This window comes from Kitasatospora saccharophila (assembly GCF_039529925.1).
GTDB lineage: Bacteria > Actinomycetota > Actinomycetes > Streptomycetales > Streptomycetaceae > Kitasatospora > Kitasatospora saccharophila.
The window spans coordinates 109,022-123,755 of sequence record NZ_BAAANS010000001.1; the positions used below are offsets into that span (position 1 = coordinate 109,022).

Annotated in this window: 15 protein-coding genes and 1 tRNA gene; 13 read left to right on the forward strand and 3 right to left on the reverse strand. The window is 75.7% G+C overall.

From position 1 onward, the window contains the following. Positions 1-43 precede the first annotated feature (43 nt). Positions 44-892 carry an alpha/beta hydrolase gene (locus ABD345_RS00590; RefSeq protein WP_344549636.1) on the reverse strand — a complete coding sequence of 283 codons (849 nt, stop codon included), beginning with the start codon at positions 890-892 and terminating at the stop codon, positions 44-46. Positions 893-986: 94 nt separating this feature from the next. Between ABD345_RS00590 and ABD345_RS00595 the strand changes: the two genes are divergently transcribed. From ABD345_RS00595 to ABD345_RS00605, 3 genes are all read left to right on the forward strand, one after another. Next, positions 987-2,150, forward strand: a complete 1,164-nt coding sequence (locus ABD345_RS00595; protein ID WP_344549637.1) for a hypothetical protein — start codon at positions 987-989, stop codon at positions 2,148-2,150. Positions 2,151-2,272: 122 nt separating this feature from the next. After that, positions 2,273-2,569 (forward strand): type II toxin-antitoxin system VapB family antitoxin, encoded by a 297-nt coding sequence (locus ABD345_RS00600; RefSeq protein WP_014136828.1) that lies wholly within the window; start codon positions 2,273-2,275, stop codon positions 2,567-2,569. 203 nt (positions 2,570-2,772) lie between these two features. Beyond that, positions 2,773-3,468 (forward strand): LytR C-terminal domain-containing protein, encoded by a 696-nt coding sequence (locus tag ABD345_RS00605; RefSeq protein ID WP_344549638.1) that lies wholly within the window; start codon positions 2,773-2,775, stop codon positions 3,466-3,468. Positions 3,469-3,597: 129 nt separating this feature from the next. Here ABD345_RS00605 and upp read toward each other — a convergent pair whose 3' ends face one another. Further along, positions 3,598-4,233: a uracil phosphoribosyltransferase gene (gene upp / locus ABD345_RS00610; RefSeq protein WP_344549639.1), complete on the reverse strand. Its 636-nt coding sequence runs from the start codon at positions 4,231-4,233 to the stop codon at positions 3,598-3,600. Between the two features lie 157 nt (positions 4,234-4,390). Here upp and ABD345_RS00615 point away from each other — a divergent pair, with 157 nt between their 5' ends. The 5 genes from ABD345_RS00615 (at position 4,391) to ABD345_RS00635 (ending at position 7,040) form a co-directional block, all read left to right on the forward strand. Continuing rightward, positions 4,391-4,627, forward strand: a complete 237-nt coding sequence (locus ABD345_RS00615; protein ID WP_344549641.1) for a hypothetical protein — start codon at positions 4,391-4,393, stop codon at positions 4,625-4,627. A gap of 297 nt (positions 4,628-4,924) precedes the next feature. Beyond that, complete coding sequence (locus ABD345_RS00620) at positions 4,925-5,491, forward strand: tRNA adenosine deaminase-associated protein (RefSeq protein ID WP_344549642.1); 567 nt, start codon at positions 4,925-4,927, stop codon at positions 5,489-5,491. 29 nt (positions 5,492-5,520) lie between these two features. Beyond that, the gene (tadA, locus tag ABD345_RS00625) at positions 5,521-6,063 is read left to right on the forward strand and encodes a tRNA adenosine(34) deaminase TadA (protein ID WP_380273909.1); all 543 of its coding nucleotides are present in this window, start codon (positions 5,521-5,523) and stop codon (positions 6,061-6,063) included. Positions 6,064-6,116: 53 nt separating this feature from the next. Then, positions 6,117-6,206, forward strand: a tRNA-Ser gene (locus ABD345_RS00630). 159 nt (positions 6,207-6,365) lie between these two features. After that, positions 6,366-7,040 carry a DUF4328 domain-containing protein gene (locus ABD345_RS00635; protein WP_344549643.1) on the forward strand — a complete coding sequence of 225 codons (675 nt, stop codon included), beginning with the start codon at positions 6,366-6,368 and terminating at the stop codon, positions 7,038-7,040. 58 nt (positions 7,041-7,098) lie between these two features. Here ABD345_RS00635 and ABD345_RS00640 read toward each other — a convergent pair whose 3' ends face one another. Then, entirely contained in the window at positions 7,099-9,162 is a 2,064-nt protein-coding gene (locus tag ABD345_RS00640; RefSeq protein ID WP_344549644.1) for a DUF7507 domain-containing protein, read from the reverse strand. A gap of 181 nt (positions 9,163-9,343) precedes the next feature. On the opposite strand from ABD345_RS00640, the gene ABD345_RS00645 reads away from it, so the two are divergent. The 5 genes from ABD345_RS00645 (at position 9,344) to ABD345_RS00665 (ending at position 14,627) form a co-directional block, all read left to right on the forward strand. Then, positions 9,344-9,964, forward strand: a complete 621-nt coding sequence (locus tag ABD345_RS00645) for a hypothetical protein (RefSeq protein ID WP_344549645.1) — start codon at positions 9,344-9,346, stop codon at positions 9,962-9,964. Next, entirely contained in the window at positions 9,961-12,024 is a 2,064-nt protein-coding gene (locus ABD345_RS00650) for an NACHT domain-containing protein (protein ID WP_344549646.1), read from the forward strand. Before ABD345_RS00645 ends, ABD345_RS00650 begins: the two co-directional genes overlap by 4 nt. Positions 12,025-12,428: 404 nt before the next feature. Beyond that, positions 12,429-13,691, forward strand: a complete 1,263-nt coding sequence (locus ABD345_RS00655) for a HEAT repeat domain-containing protein (RefSeq protein WP_344549825.1) — start codon at positions 12,429-12,431, stop codon at positions 13,689-13,691. Positions 13,692-14,072: 381 nt separating this feature from the next. Further along, entirely contained in the window at positions 14,073-14,237 is a 165-nt protein-coding gene (locus ABD345_RS00660; RefSeq protein ID WP_344549647.1) for a hypothetical protein, read from the forward strand. Between the two features lie 96 nt (positions 14,238-14,333). Next, positions 14,334-14,627, forward strand: coding sequence for a Dabb family protein (locus ABD345_RS00665; protein ID WP_344549648.1), 294 nt, complete (start codon positions 14,334-14,336; stop codon positions 14,625-14,627). The last annotated feature ends 107 nt before the right edge of the window (positions 14,628-14,734 follow it).

The following is a 14,734-nucleotide window of genomic DNA, read 5'->3' on the forward strand; positions in this document are numbered from 1 at the left end:
GCTCCGGGTCTTCGGCACAGCGCCCCGGAGCCGCCGCAGGCTCTCAGCTCCGCCAGAGCGCCTCGACCGCCGCCCCCAGCACCGTGCCCACCTTCCCCAGGTCGAAGACCAGGTCGAAGTGGTTGCGCCCGCCCACCAGCAGCTCGTGCACCGGGACGCCCGCCTCCCGCAGCGCCTCCGCGAACCGGGCCTGCTGCCGTCCGAACTCGTCCGTCTCGTGCTCGCCCAGCGCCAGCACCACCGGCGGCAGCCCGGCCAGCGCGGCCGCCCCGGCGTGCAGCGGGCTGAGCCGGCGGGCCCGGTCGGCGTCCAGGCCGAGCGGCTGGTTGACGTAGCTGAGGGCGACCGGCTCCAGGTCGTAGACGCCGCTGAGCAGCGCGGCCCCGCGGATCCGCCCGCGCAGCCGCCCGTCCAGCAGGGCCGACGCGGCCAGGTGCGCCCCGGCGGAGCTGCCGCTGAGCACGATCCGCTCCGGGTCGGCGCCGAGTTCCGCCGCGTGGTCGACCAGCCAGCGCACGGCCGAGGTGGTCTGCTCGACGATCCGTTCGAGCGTCCAGTGCGGGGCCAGTCCGTAGCCGACGGCGGCGAACGAGGTGCCGAGCGGGACGAGGTCCAGCGCGGGGAAGGCCGAGTCCTCCTTGCCGAGCTCCTGCCAGAAGCCGCCGTGCACGAACACGTGCAGCGGCGCGCCGGTCCGGGCGGCGGGGAAGAAGTCGATCAGCTCGGGCGCGTCGGGCCCGTACCGCAGCTCCCGGTGCCCGGGCAGTTCCCGGAGGGCCCGGCGGCTCTCGGCCGCGTAAGCGCCGAGCTCGGCGTCGAAGTCGGCGACCTTGCTGCTGGGCGAGTACTCCCGGTCGAGTTCCCGCTGGTCGAAGCCCCGGTAGACCGCCATGACGCCGTTCTCCTCACCCAACCAGGTATAGACCAATACGGGAGCGCACGGTTAGCGTGGTCACTCCCCGTACTTCCTTCTCCGGAGTTGCCCCGTGGAGACGTCCGTCCTCGCCTTCGCCACCGACCTGCTCGACGAAGGGGCCGACACCTTCTTCGGCAACCTTACCGACCGGGCGGGCGTCGGCGGCGTCACGCTCGCGTCCGTCTACCACGAGGCCCGGGACGTCTTCCCGCACAACCCGCGCCGGGTGCTGCGCTACCTCGAACCGGGCGCCGCGTACTTCCGGCCCGACCCGGCGCGCTGGGCCGGGCGGCGGCTCGCCCCGCTGCCCTCCACCGCGATCGGCGCGCGCGACCCGTTCGCCGAGGCCGCCGAGGAGACCCGCCGCCGCGGCCTGAAGCTGCACGCCTGGACGGTCTTCTGCCACAACGACCGGCTCGGCTTCGCGCACCCCGACTGCGCGCCCGCCAACGCCTTCGGCGACCGCCACCTGACCGAGCTGTGCCCGGCCAACCCGGAGGTCCGGGAGTACTGCCGCACCGTGGTCGAGGAGCTGGGCCGCTACGGCGTGGACGCGATCCGCGCCGAGTCGCTGCACTTCCACGGCCTGGCGCACGGCTACCACCACGAGCGCTACTTCGAGGAGCTCGGCCCGGTCACCGAGGCCCTGCTGTCGGTCTGTTTCTGCCCGCACTGCCTGGCCGCCGCGACCGCCGCGGGCGTCCCCGCCGAGCACGTCCGCGACACCGTCCGCGCCGAACTGCGCGCCCGGCTGGCCGACGAGTCCCGGGCGCTGGCCCCCACCGCGCTGGACGAGCTGGCCGGCGGTGCGTTCGCCGCCTACGTCGACGCCTCGGCCCGCACCGTCACCTCGCTGGCCGCCGAGCTGGCCGCCACCGCCGCCGACCACGGCATGCGGCTGACCTTCATGGACGGCGGCGGCCCCGGCACCGGCTGGCTGTCCGGCATCGACCTGCCCGCGCTGGCGGGCGCCGCCCACCAGATCGAGACCCTCGGTTACGCCCGGACCCCCGAGGAGGTCCGCGAGAAGGTGGCCGCGTTCGCCCTGCACGGCGTCCGCCCGCAGGACATGGCGGTGATCCTGCGCCCGATGGCCTCCGACTGCGACGGCCCGGCCAACCTCACCGCCAAGATCGACGCCCTGCGCGAACTGGGCGTCCCCGAGGTCGAGTTCTACAACTACGGCCTGATGCGGCTGTCCTCGATGGACCGGATCGGCCAGGCCCTCCGCTAGCCGCCGGACGCCCGGAACGCACTGTTCCTCTGCATTGCTCCCGCTCCGTCCCCACCCCCGGGCAACGCACCGGTCGCCCCCGCCTGCTGCGCCCGGTGCGTCCCGAACGGTAGGCTTTCCGTGTGATCTTCAAGCGCATCGGCAACGGGCGGCCGTACCCGGATCACGGCCGGACCAGCACCCGCCAGTGGGCGGACGTCGCACCGCGTCCGGTGCGGTTGGACCAGCTGGTGACCACCAAGGGCCAGTTGGACCTGGAGACCCTCCTCGCGGAGGACTCCACGTTCTACGGGGACCTGTTCGCCCACGTGGTGAAGTGGCGCGGCGACCTGTACCTGGAGGACGGCCTGCACCGCGCCGTCCGGGCCGCCCTCCAACAGCGGCAGGTCCTGCACGCCCGCGTGCTGGAGATGGACTGACGCCGGGTCACCCGGGGACGGGTGCAACCGGCGGCGGTGCCGGTACGTCCTTTCGAGTGCCGTCGTCCCCCGGATGATGATCGTTTAGTACCTGGGCACCCGTTGTCGGATTAGTCTGCTGACTACAGCGGTCACGCGGCCCGTTCCCACGGCCGTTCCGCGGTCACCGACACCCCACCCTGGCATCTAGGGGGAGACAGACCATGAGCATGTTGACTCCCCGGGGTTTGAAGGGGAAGCAGTACCGCGTCACCGGGAACGCCTACCCCCGACTCGGCCGTCCCTCCCGCCGCGGCCGGAAGGTCGCCATCGGGCTGGGCGGCGTCCTGACCCTGACCCTGGTCTCGGTCGGCGGCGTCCAGCTGTACGACGTCTTCAGCGGCAAGCACAAGGGCGCCACCGCCCAGGCGTGCTCGGGCGCCTCCGGCACGCCGCTGGCCGCCCCGGAGAACTCCGCCCCGGCCGGTGCCCCCGCGTCCGGCGCGGCCGCCTCCGGCGCCCCGGCGCCCGTCCCCAGCGACACCGCGGTGCCGCAGCCCGCCGCCGTCAAGGTGAACGTCTACAACGCCACCGACAAGGCCGGCCTGGCCGCCCGCACCGCCGACGAACTGCGCAAGCGCGGCTTCGTGGTCGACAAGGTCGGCAACGCACCGGCCGCGCTGGCCAACAAGGTCCCGGGCAGCGCGCAGATCCTCAGCGGCCCCGGCGGCCTCGGCGCGGCCACCCTGCTGCTCTCCCAGGTCGCCGCCGCGACCTCCACCGAGGACGGCCGCGCCGACGCCACCGTCGACTTCGTCATCGGCGACACCTTCAACGCCCTGGCCGACCCCGCCCAGGCCGCCGCCGCCCTCGCCGAGCTCACCAAGCCCTCCCCCTCCCCGGAGCCCGGCCACTGCTGAGCCGGTTCGCCGCGCCCCGCCCGGGGCGCGGCGAACCGTGCACGCACGAAAGAGGTCCGGTCCAGGGCGGGAACCCCCGCCCCCGACCGGACCTCGCCGCGGGTACCGCCGTCCGCCGTGCGGACCCGCTCAGCCCGCCGTGCCGTACAGCCGGTCGCCCGCGTCGCCCAGGCCCGGCACGATGTAGCCGTGCTCGTTGAGCCGCTGGTCGACCGCCGCGGTGACCACGGTGACCGGCCGGCCCGCCAGCTCGCGCTCCATCACCTCGACGCCCTCGGGCGCGGCGAGCAGCACCACCGCGGTGACGTCGGTGGCGCCGCGCTCCAGCAGCATCCGGATCGCCGCGACCAGGGTGCCGCCGGTGGCCAGCATCGGGTCGAGGACGTAGATCTGCCGCCCGGAGAGGTCGTCCGGCATCCGGGTCGCGTAGGTCGACGCCTCCAGCGTCTCCTCGTTGCGGACCATGCCGAGGAAGCCGACCTCCGCGGTCGGCAGCAGCCGGGTCATGCCGTCCAGCATGCCCAGCCCGGCCCGCAGGATCGGGACCACCAGCGGGCGCGGGTAGGACAGCCGGGTGCCCCGGGTGACGGCGACGGGGGTGGTGATCTCGACCGTGTCGGTGCGGACGTCCCTGGTCGCCTCGTACGCGAGCAGGGTCACCAGCTCGTCGGTGAGCCGACGGAAGGTCGGCGAGTCCGTGCGCTCGTCGCGCAGGGTGGACAGCTTGTGGGCGACCAGCGGGTGGTCGACGACGTGGAGACGCATGGGACCAACGGTAACGGCCACCGGCACGTGTGTACGACTCCGTACGAACCGGGACGACCGGGACGACCCGCCGGGCCGGCCGGGGATCCGCCCGGAATCACGGAAGTCGGACCGCTCCTGTGGTATCACCGGGGCCGATCTGGGAAAGTCGGGACCTATGAAGAGCAACCCGACGCGGGCGACCACCGCCGGCGCGGGCGGGTCCGGCTCGACAGACGAGTCCCGTCCGACCGCAGAGACCGACGCGGAGACCGACGCGGCCCGGCGCAAGCGCCGGGCCGTGTTCCTCCGCGAACTGGCCGAGGCCCGGGAACTGCGGGCCCGGGTGCAGCCGAGACGGACCAAGGAGCGCCGGATGCGCGAGGCCCTGCGGATGCGGACCTTCCGGACCTGACGGCGCCGACCCGCCCCCGGGCACCGCGCCCCGCACCGGAGTTGCGCCCCCCGGAGCGTCCCGGCGCCCCCGCCGCAAGGCGTCCGGCGGTCAAGATCCGCGGCCCGGGCGGCCGGAAGCCGACCTTTCCGACACGACCTGCGAAGACGCGCTGCCGAACACCCCCCGCAGCGGCGGCCTTTCTGTCACGATGCGGTGGGACGGTCCGAACGGCGGACCTCCTTCTGGCGCGGGGGCGGCCGGACCGCACCCGCCCGAGATCGCCGACAGCCGAGACCAATCTTGGGAGTGTCCCTGGTGGCGTACTTCGCTGCAGTGCTTGCTCGCACCGGTGCCGGGTGGGACGTGAGCGAAACCGAACTCGACGACGTAGAGACCCTGGCCGACCTGACCGACCTGGCCCGCGAGGCGGCCGAGGACGAGGACACCGTGCTGGTCTTCATCGAGCAGGAGGACGCGTGGTTCGCCGTCCTGCGCATCGACGGTGAGGACGACCCGCGGATCTTCGTCTCCGACGCGGCGGCCGCGGCGCGCAGTTCGTACGGCGCGGTGCTCACCGACGAGTTGATCGAACAGGACGGGGAGGCCGACTTCGACGACCTCGACGGGCTCGTGGCCGGGCTCGACGACGAGGACGGGGCCGACCCGGACGACGAGGCCGTGGGAGCGGACGACGAGGAGCCGGCCGGCGGGCGGGGCGCGAGCCCGGTCGGGCCGATCGGCGACAACGAGCTGCTGACCGAGTTCGGGATGACCGCCGCCGACCTGCTGGAACTGGCCGGGGAGGGCGCGGCGCCCGGCGACGCGCTGGGCGAGATCGCCGAGGCGCTGGGCTGCGGCGAGGTCCTGGAGGCCGTTCGGTAGCGGCGGGCCCGGTGCCCGACACTGGGTCCATGCAGCCCCCCGTCCCCCTTCCCGCAGACACCCCGGGCGAACGGCCGCGGATCGTCCCGCTGCCCGCCCCCGAACGCCCCGATCCGGTCCGCGACCGGTGGACGGGCCGGATGCGCCTCGCGATCGAGGAGGCCGCACTGGCCACCGCCACCGGTGACGTCCCGGTCGGGGCGTTCGTCCTGGGCCCGGACGGCACGGTGCTCGGCCGGGGCCACAACGTCCGCGAGGCGGTGGGCGACCCGACCGGCCACGCCGAGGTGGTGGCCGTCCGGCAGGCCGCGCGGGCCGTCGGGGAGTGGCGGCTGAGCGGCTGCACCCTGGTCGTCACCCTGGAGCCCTGCACCATGTGCGCGGGCGCGATCGTGCTCTCCCGGCTCGCCCGGGTCGTCTTCGGCGCCTACGACCCGAAGGCCGGCGCGGCCGGCTCGCTCTTCGACGTGGTCCGCGACAACCGGCTCAACCACCGCCCCGAGGTGGTCGGCGGCGTCCTCGCCGACGAGTGCACCGCCCAGCTGCTGGCCTTCTTCGACACCCAGCGCTGAGCCGCCCCGGAACGGATTTCGCCCCGTCCCCCCGATCCGGTAGAGTTCCCCTCGGTAGCGTGTCCGAGCGGCCAAAGGAGCACGCCTCGAAAGCGTGTGTGGGGGCAACTCCACCGTGGGTTCGAATCCCACCGCTACCGCCACTCGAAGGGCCCGACCGGTCTCCGGTCGGGCCCTTCGGCGTTCCCGACTTTCCTCCCCGAAGCGGACAAACCACCGCTGAGCTGGGATTTTACCTGGCCTTGAGTCAGCGTCGGGCACTAGTGTGCGAGCTCCTCCGCAACCGGAACCAGGAGTTCAGCATGCCTTCCCCAGCCGTCTACCGGTCCCCGCGCGGGCTGGCCACCGCCTCCACGGTGCTGCTCGCCCTGAACGGGGTGATGGCCGTCGGATCGGTGGCCGTGCTGCTGTACCTGTACACGGTGGAGCCTGGCGACGACGTCTCGCTGCTGGTGGACCTCTTCGGGGCGGGCACCACGACCAACGCCGGGCTGGTGCTGTCACTGGCCACCGCGGTGCTGTTCCTGATGTGGCTGTACCGGGCGCGGGTGAACGCCGAGGTGATCTACCCGCACGGGCACCAGCACGCGCGCGGGTGGGCGGTCGGCGGCTGGTTCGTGCCGCTGGTCCAGCTCTGGTTCCCGTGGCAGATCACCACCGACGTCTGGAAGGCCAGCGCCCCGGCTGGCGAGCACGGGATCCCGAGGCCCGTCTCCGCCTGGCCGGTGCACTCCTGGTGGGCCACGATCCTGCTGAGCAGGCTGGTCTACTTCATCGGCGCCCAGAGCCTCGGCTCCGAGGCCGCGCTGCACTACACCGACTCGTACCGCCAGGCCCTGCTCCTGCTGATCGCCGCCAGCCTGATGACGCTGGCCGCGGCGGTGCTCGCGATCCTGGTGGTCCACCGGCTCACCGCGATGCAGGAGGCCCACGCCGCCCGCGCCTGGGCGGCCTGGACCCCGCCGGTCGCCGCCTGAGGAACCCCGGAGGGCCCCGACCGCCCGGCGCGGTCGGGGCCCTCAGTCGGTCCTCGGGTCAGCGGCGGCGGGCCAGCCGCAGCGTCACCACCCCTGCGAGCACCAGCCCGGCGGCGGCCAGCAGCGGCAGCACCGGCGCGCTCCCCGTCCCCGGCAGCGCCCCGCCCGGCCCCGGCCCCGGCACGGACGCGGACGCGGACGCGGACGCGGACGGCACCGGCGGCGGCTCCGGCGAACCGGACGGCTCGGGCGACGACGGCGACGGCGATCCGGTGGGCTCCCCGGACGGCGAGGCGCTCGCGCTCGGGCCGGGGCTCTCCGTCCCGCCCAGCTCGGGCTCGACCGCGATCACCTCCTCGTCGGGCGGCGAGCTGACGGTCCGCTCGGTGGTGCGGCCGGTCGCGGTCGCGGTGTTGCGGACGCTCCCGGCCTCGGCGTCGGCCGCGGTGACGGTGTACGAGGCGGTGCAGGTGGTGACCGCGCCGGGGGTGTCGCGCGGGGTCAGGGTGGTCGCGGCGCACCGCACGCCGGTGAGCCGGTCGTCGGTGACGGCGAGGTCGGTGACCTCCCGGCCGGTGGTGTTGGTGACGGTGTACGTGTAGGTGGCCCGCTGGCCGGGCCGGTAGACCCGGGCGTCGTCCACCTGCTTCTCCAGCAGCAGCCCGTAGTCGTCGTTCAGCGGCAGCTCCTGCCGGGCCTCCGGCGACTCGACCGGCCCGCCGTCCGAATCCCCGTGCGCGACGGCCACGTTGGTGAGGTAGCCGCGCCGCACGTCGGCCTCGGTGACGGTGTACGGGGCGGTGCAGGTGACGGTGGCGTCGACGGCCAGGACGGTGCTCGGGCAGCTGACCGGGCCGACCGTCGGGTCGGTGACGGCGAGGTCGCGGATCTCGGTGTCGCCGCCGTTGGTGACCACGAACTGGTACGGGACGACGGTGCCGGCGGTGACCGGGTCGGGCAGCGGGTGGGCCCGGTCGATCTGCTTGACCAGGTTGAGCCGGGGCAGCGGGGCGGCGCTGCGCGCGGTGACGTGCCGCAGCAGGTGCACGTCGGTGAACGCGCCGGTGGACGAGGCGAAGCCGAACTTGTAGGTGGCGGGCACCGGTTGGGGCGCCGGCTGGCTGAGCACCCGGACCGGACCGGCGCCGAAGTCGACGTCCACCTCGATCTGCGGGTCGGGCCCGGGCGTGACGGTGACGGTGACGGTCCGCCGGCTGGGTTCGAGCGCGGCCTCGGCCTGCGCGGGGGTGGTGCCGGGCGGCAGGTCGGCGGCGGTGGCGGGACCGTGCAGCTGCCCGGGCAGGGTGGACGGCCACGGGCCGGTGGTCCCGGTGTTGCCGGTGGTGGCACCGAGGAAGCAGTAGCCGCTGGTGCCCTCGCCGGGCCCGCGCAGCGTCACCATGTTGGCGCCGGGCGCGGGCGCCCGGAAGGCGGTGCCGGCCGGGGAGCGGGTGGCGCAGCCGTCGCCGCGGTGCTCCCAGTCGCCGAAGTAGTTGCCCAGCACGTCCAGACCGACACCCAGGTAGCCGCCCTCGACGCCGGGCAGGAAGGCGTTGGCCGGGTTGTCGTCCGGGAGCTTCTGCGCGTACCCGAGGCTGCCGCCGAACGCGCCGGGGCGGGTGAGCGAGGCGGCGCCGTCGACCAGGAAGAACGCGATGCCGTCGGCGGGCGAGGGCTTGGTGGTGTCGCCGCCGTACTGCCACTGCTCGAAGGTGACCCGGATGCCCTCGTTGGCGGGCAGCGGGCGCTCGTACAGGACGGCGGCGGCCCGGTCGTTGCCCGCGTCGGTCATCCGCAGGTAGCCGTGCGGCGCGGCCGCGTTCGGCGGGACGGGGCCGACCGCGCCGCCGCCCGGGCAGCCGGTCAGCGCGCGCGGTTCGGCGACCGGGAGGAAGGGGACCTCGGCGGCGCCGGTGAGGCAGGCGCCGTCGGTGGCGACGAAGCCGCTGTCGGCGCTCGCCCCGGTGAAGGTCTCGTCCACCAGCGGCGTGCCGGTGGCGGCCCGGGGCGCGGTGGGCGCGGCCGCGGCGAGCGGCAGCGCGGCCGCCCCGAGGACGGTCGCGGCGCAGAGCGCCGCGGCGGCGAGTCTGCGCCCGGCCCCGGGGGCCTGTCGTTCGGTCACGTTCGTCTCCGCCTCTCCGGTCGATGATTCGTAGTCGACCTTCATGGCGGGCGAAACCCGGCGCGAACACGCGCACAACCGCGGGTAAGCACCCGCCCGGCGCAGCGCCCGTTCCGGGAGCCGGACGCTTCGCCCGTCCATCTGCGGTTGGCGGTGGGCGAGTTGAGGGGATGATGCCCGCATGGGGAGTGCGCGGTGGCGGGTGCTGGTCTGGGTCGGGGCGGGGGTCTCGGTGGCGGGGCTCGCGGTGTTCCTGTGGGGCGAGGGGCTGGACCGGGCGAACCAGTGGGCGGGCGTGCTGGGCCTGTTCGTCGGCGTGGCGGGCCTGCTGCTGTCCCTGCTGGGCGGGATCGGGGGCCGTTCCGGCGGCCAGTCGGCGGACGGGGCGGCGGCCGGCGGCTCGGTGCGCCTGGTCCGGAACGTGCGGGGGGACGTGCTGCTCGGTTCCGGCTCCGGCCCCGCCGCCGTCCCGGAGCCCGGTCCCGTCCCGGGAGGGGCCCCCGGCGGCGGCCAGTCGGCCCGGGGCGTGCGCGCGGGCGGGGAGGTGGAACTGGTGGACGGTGTGGCGGGCTCGGTGCGCTTCGACGACCGCCGCCCCGCCGGCGGCCCCCAGCCGCCCGACGAGCCGTGGCCCCCCGGCACCCCCCGGCTGCTCGACACCCCCCGATCCACCGACACCTCCCACCCGTCCGACAGCACCCGCCCCTCCGACGACCCCCTCCCGCCCGACACCCCCCGGCCTCCCCGTACCTCCCGACCCCCCTCCGAGGTCCCGCATCCGTCCGACGGGCCGCGGCCGTGACCGGCTTCTGGCGGCGGCTGTTCGGCGCCGAGGCGGACGGCGGCACCCAGTCCGCGGCGGGCGCCCGGGTCGGCGGCGACCTGACGCTGGTCCAGCGGGCCGGCACCGTGCAGATCACCACCGGCCCGAAGCCTCCCCCGCCGGGCGACCTGGACGGGGCCCGGCGGCGCTACGCGCTGCGGCTGCGCGAGCGCTACCTGCGGCTGGACCTGGAGGTGCTGACCCCGCTGTCGGAGCAGGACGAGCACCCGGCGGTGCACCTGCGCGAGGTGTTCGTGCCGCAGCTGGTGCGCTCCGACCCGCCGCCGGTGGAGCTGCCCCGGGAGCTGCTGAAGCGGCTGACCGAGCCGGGCGAGCTGGACCCGGGACGGCTGCCCCCGGGCGTCGAGCGGGACACCGTGCGCCGGGTCCGCGAGGCGTACCGGCAGCGCCCCGCGGTGCCGGTGCTGCCGCTGCTGTCCGGCCCGGACGGCCACCGGGCGGTGCTGCTGGGCGACCCCGGCTCGGGCAAGTCGACGCTGGCCAGGTTCCTGTGCCTGGCGCTGACCGAGCCGCTGCTCGACCCGGCGGCCGACGTCCCGTCCGAACTGGCGCCGCTGGCCGGCCGGCTGCCGCTGATCGTGGAGCTGCGCCGGTACGCGGACCCGGCCTGGCGCGAGCGCACCTTCGAGGAGTTCCTGGCCCACCTGCACCGCACCGAGGGCCTGGGCCTGCCCGGGGACCTGCTGGCCCGTCAGCTGGCCGAGCACCCGGCTCACACCCTGGTGCTGTTCGACGGCCTGGACGAGCTGTTCGACCCACAGGTCCGGGAGAGCGCCGCCCGCCGGATCGGGGCGTTCGCCGCCCGCCACCCGCAGGTCCGGGTGCTGGTGACCTCCCGGGTGATCGGCTACCGGCGCGAGCCGCTGGACGCCGCCGGGTTCGGCCACTACACGCTGCAGGACCTCGACACCGGCCAGATCGACGCCTTCGCGGCCCGCTGGTACGCCAACGCCTGCCCGGGCGACCCGGCGGAGGCCCGGCGGCTGCGCCGCCGGGTGACGGCCGCCGTGGCCGGCTCCGCCCCGGTCCGGGACCTGGCGGGCAACCCGCTGATCCTGACCATCCTGGCGATCATCGGCCGCCGCCGGGAGCTGCCCCGGGACCGCCGCTCGGTGTACGAGCACGCGGTGGCGGTGCTGGTCGAGCACTGGGACCCGAGCAAGTACCTGCAGGACCGGCGGGTGGACGGCGGCATGCCGTACCTGGCCTCCGAGGACCGGCTGGAGCTGCTGCGCCTGGTGGCCCGCCGGATGCAGGAGGGCGGCGACGGCATCGCCGGCAACCACGTCCCGGGCCGGGTGCTGCTGGCCTCCTTCGAGCGCTACCTGCGCGAGCGCTACGAGCTGCCCGCCGACCGGGCCGCACCGGCCGCCCGGGCGATGCTGCAGCAGTTCCGGGAGCGCAACTTCATCCTGAGCCGGTTCGGCGGCGAGGTGTACGGCTTCGTCCACCGGGCGTTCCTGGAGTACCTGGCGGCCTCCGACATCGCCCACCGCTTCAACCGGGAGCGCTCGCTGACGGAGGAGCAGTTGCTGGAGGGGGTGTTCGCGGCCCGCTGGCACGACCCGGCCTGGCGGGAGGTGCTGCTCCTGCTGGCCGGGGAGCTGGACGAGCGGTTCGTCGGCGCGGCGGTGTCCCGGCTGCTGGCCCGGGCCCCGGTGCTGCCGGGCCCGCCGGGGGCGCGGGACGCGGTGCCGGAGTGGCTGGTGCTGGCGGTGCGCTGCCTGGGCGAGGTCCGCAAGCTGGGCCTGGTGACGGCGCAGTCCGAGGCGGCGGTGACGCCCTGGTGGCGCTGTTCGAGGCGTTCGCCGCGGAGGGCTCGGCCTACCTGCCGGGCGAGACCGCGGAGGCGCTGGACGCGCTGCGCCCGGTGCTGGCCGGGCTGGGCCCGCACTGGGTGGGCCGGGAGCGCTTCCTGCGCTGGTACCTGGTGCACGGGCACCAGCCGGAGCGGGAGTCGCCGACGCCGATCGAGGCGGGCGCGGTGGCGGCCCGGCTGGCCTGCGCGCTGCACCTGAACGCCCCGGACGGCCCGGCGGTGCTGCGTTCCTGGGCCGAGCACGGCTGGTCCCCGGCGCAGCGGGCGGCCGCGTTCGGGGCGCTCGCCGAGGGCTGGCCGGGCGATCCGGACACCGGCGCGTTCGTCCGGGCCCGGGTGGAGCGGGAGGCCGACCCGCTGACCCTGGAGGCCGCGGTGGCGGCGCTCGCCGAGGGCTGGCCGGGCGACCGGGCGACCGGCGCGTTCCTGGCGGCCCGGGTGGCGGACGCCGGGGGCGTGAACCGGCTGAACGAGATGCTGGCGCTCGGCAAGGGCTGGACGGAGGACGGCCCGGCGCAGTTGCTGCTGCGGGGCATCGCGGCGGCCGAGGAGCAGCCGGAGCTGCGCGGCCTGGCGGTGTTCGCGCTGACCGTGAACGGGCGGATGGACGGGCCGCTGGCGGCGTTCCTGCGCGAGCGGGTGCGCACCGACCGGGCGCCGGGGGTGCGCCGGATGGCGCTGCAGGCGATCTGCCTGCAGCCGGCCGAGGACCCGGGCAACGCCCCGTTCCTGCACCGGCTGGCCGAGTCGGACCCGGATCCGCAGGTGCGGGTGTCGGCGCTGGCGGGCCTGGCCCGCGGCTGGACGGGCGACCCGCGGGTGGCGGAGTTCCTGCGCCGCCGGATCGCCGAGGACCGCGATCCGCTGGTGCGGCTGCGGGTGCCGCCGGTGCTGGCGCTGCGCTGGGCGGGCGACCCGCAGGTGGCCCGGCAGTTGCGCGACCTGGCGGTCGAGGACGCCCTGCCGGACGTCCGGGCGGGCGCGCTGGCGCTGCTCGGGCAGGTCGGGGCGGGCGATCCGGAGGTGGCGGCGTTCCTGCGCGAGCGGGCGGAGCAGGAGGGTCCGGGCCGGGCGGCGGCCACCGGCGAGCTGGCCGCGCACTTCGCGGACGACCCGGAGCTGGGGGCGTTCGTCCGCGACCGGGCCCAGAGCGCGTCGGACCCGCTGGTGCGGGCCGCGGTGCTGACCGCCCTGGCGAACCGTCAGGACCCGGGCCCGGCGGCCCGGGCGCTGTTCCTGGAGCGGGCGTCCGCCGACCCGGACCCGCGGGTGCGGGAGGTGGCGCTGGCCGCGGTGGTGCGCTGCCACGACGGGGAGCAGCGGGCCGCCGCGCTGCTGCTGGAGCGGGTGGCGGGGCTGCGCGACGCGGACGTGCGGCTGTCGGTGCTGCGCGCGCTGCTGGCGCACCGGCCGGACGACCCGGCGGTGCGGGCGCTGCTGCGGGAGCGGGCGGAGCGGGACGCCTCGGGCCCGATCCGGGCGGTGGCCCTGCACGCGCTGGCCCGGGCCGGGGCGGACGGGGCCGGCGACGGGACGGTGGCCGAACTGCTGCGCGGACGCGCGGTCGCGGACCCGGACCCGCTGCCGCGCCGGGTGGCGCTGCGGGCGTTGGGCGGCTCCCCGGACCGGGCGGCGGTCGAACTGCTGCGCTGGCGCGCGGTGGAGGACCCGGACGAGGGGGTGCGGATCGCGGCGCTGCGGGCACTGGCGTTCGGCGCCCCGGGTGCCGCGACGGCCGCCCTGCTGGCGGCCCGGGCGCGGGCCGAGCTGGTGCCGGCGGCGGCCGCGGAGGCGGCCCGGCTGCTGGCGGCGGGGGAAGGGGCGGGAGCGGGAACGGCGAGGGGCTCCGCACTCCGGGGCGGTTGACCACCGTGCCCTGGGGAGTGCGGAGCCCGGCCGGAACCTCTCGGTCCGCGGTGGGGGCGGCAGCTCCGGGGGGACGAGCTGCCGCCCCGGGCGGAGGTCCCACAACCGGGGCCGCGTCGGGGGGAAGCCGCGGCACCCGGTCCCACAGCGGGGACCTCCGGATCGCCGTACCGGGGATTCCTGCCAGATCCTCGGTACATCAACCATCCTGCCGCGCCGCCCCGGTGGACACATCCGGAGAAAGCCCCGTCCGCGCGGGACCTTCGTCCCAGCGGGTGAACGCGCCCCTCACCCGTTGCGCCGTCCGGTGGATAAGCTGCCGGGTGGCAGGGCCGCACGGGGAGAGGAAGGCGGCCCGACTCAGGGAGGCAGGCGCGTTCGATGGCTCAGGCGAAGAAGGTGGCCATGTGGATCCTGGTCGTCTTCGTCATCTACACGATCATCACCTCACCGGAGCGCTCCGCGGACCTGGTGAAGTCCGGCTTCGTCGGCATCTCGGACGCCGCCAAGGCGGTGGGGTCGTTCATGACCGGACTGGTGCGCTGAGCCGCCGCTGAGCCCTAGTACGGTGGCGGGGTTCGTCCTTCGGGGGGCGCTCCCCCGAACGGGCACGCCCTCCCCCCACCCGCGAGGAGCGGCATCGTGATCCGGCACCTGGTCCTGTTCAAGCTCAACGAAGGCGTCACCAAGGACGACCCGCGGGCCGTCGCGGGCGCCGCGGCGTTCGCGGAGCTCGGCGCGCTGGTCCCCGAGCTGCGCGAGTGGGAGTGCGGCTGGAACTTCACCGACCGGGACATCGCCCGGGACTTCGCGATCAACAGCCTGGTCGAGGACCGCGAGGCACTGGCCGCGTACCTCGGCCACCCGGCCCACCAGGCCGCCGCCGCGCAGTGGCGCGAGTTCGCCACCTGGGTGATCGCCGACCTGGAGGTCTGACCCTCCCGCAACACCCCTCGTACACGCACGACCCGGCGGCCCCCGCCTTCCGCCCGCGGGCGGGGGCCCATGCACACTCCGCCGAATGCTGGACGGTCCGTCAACAC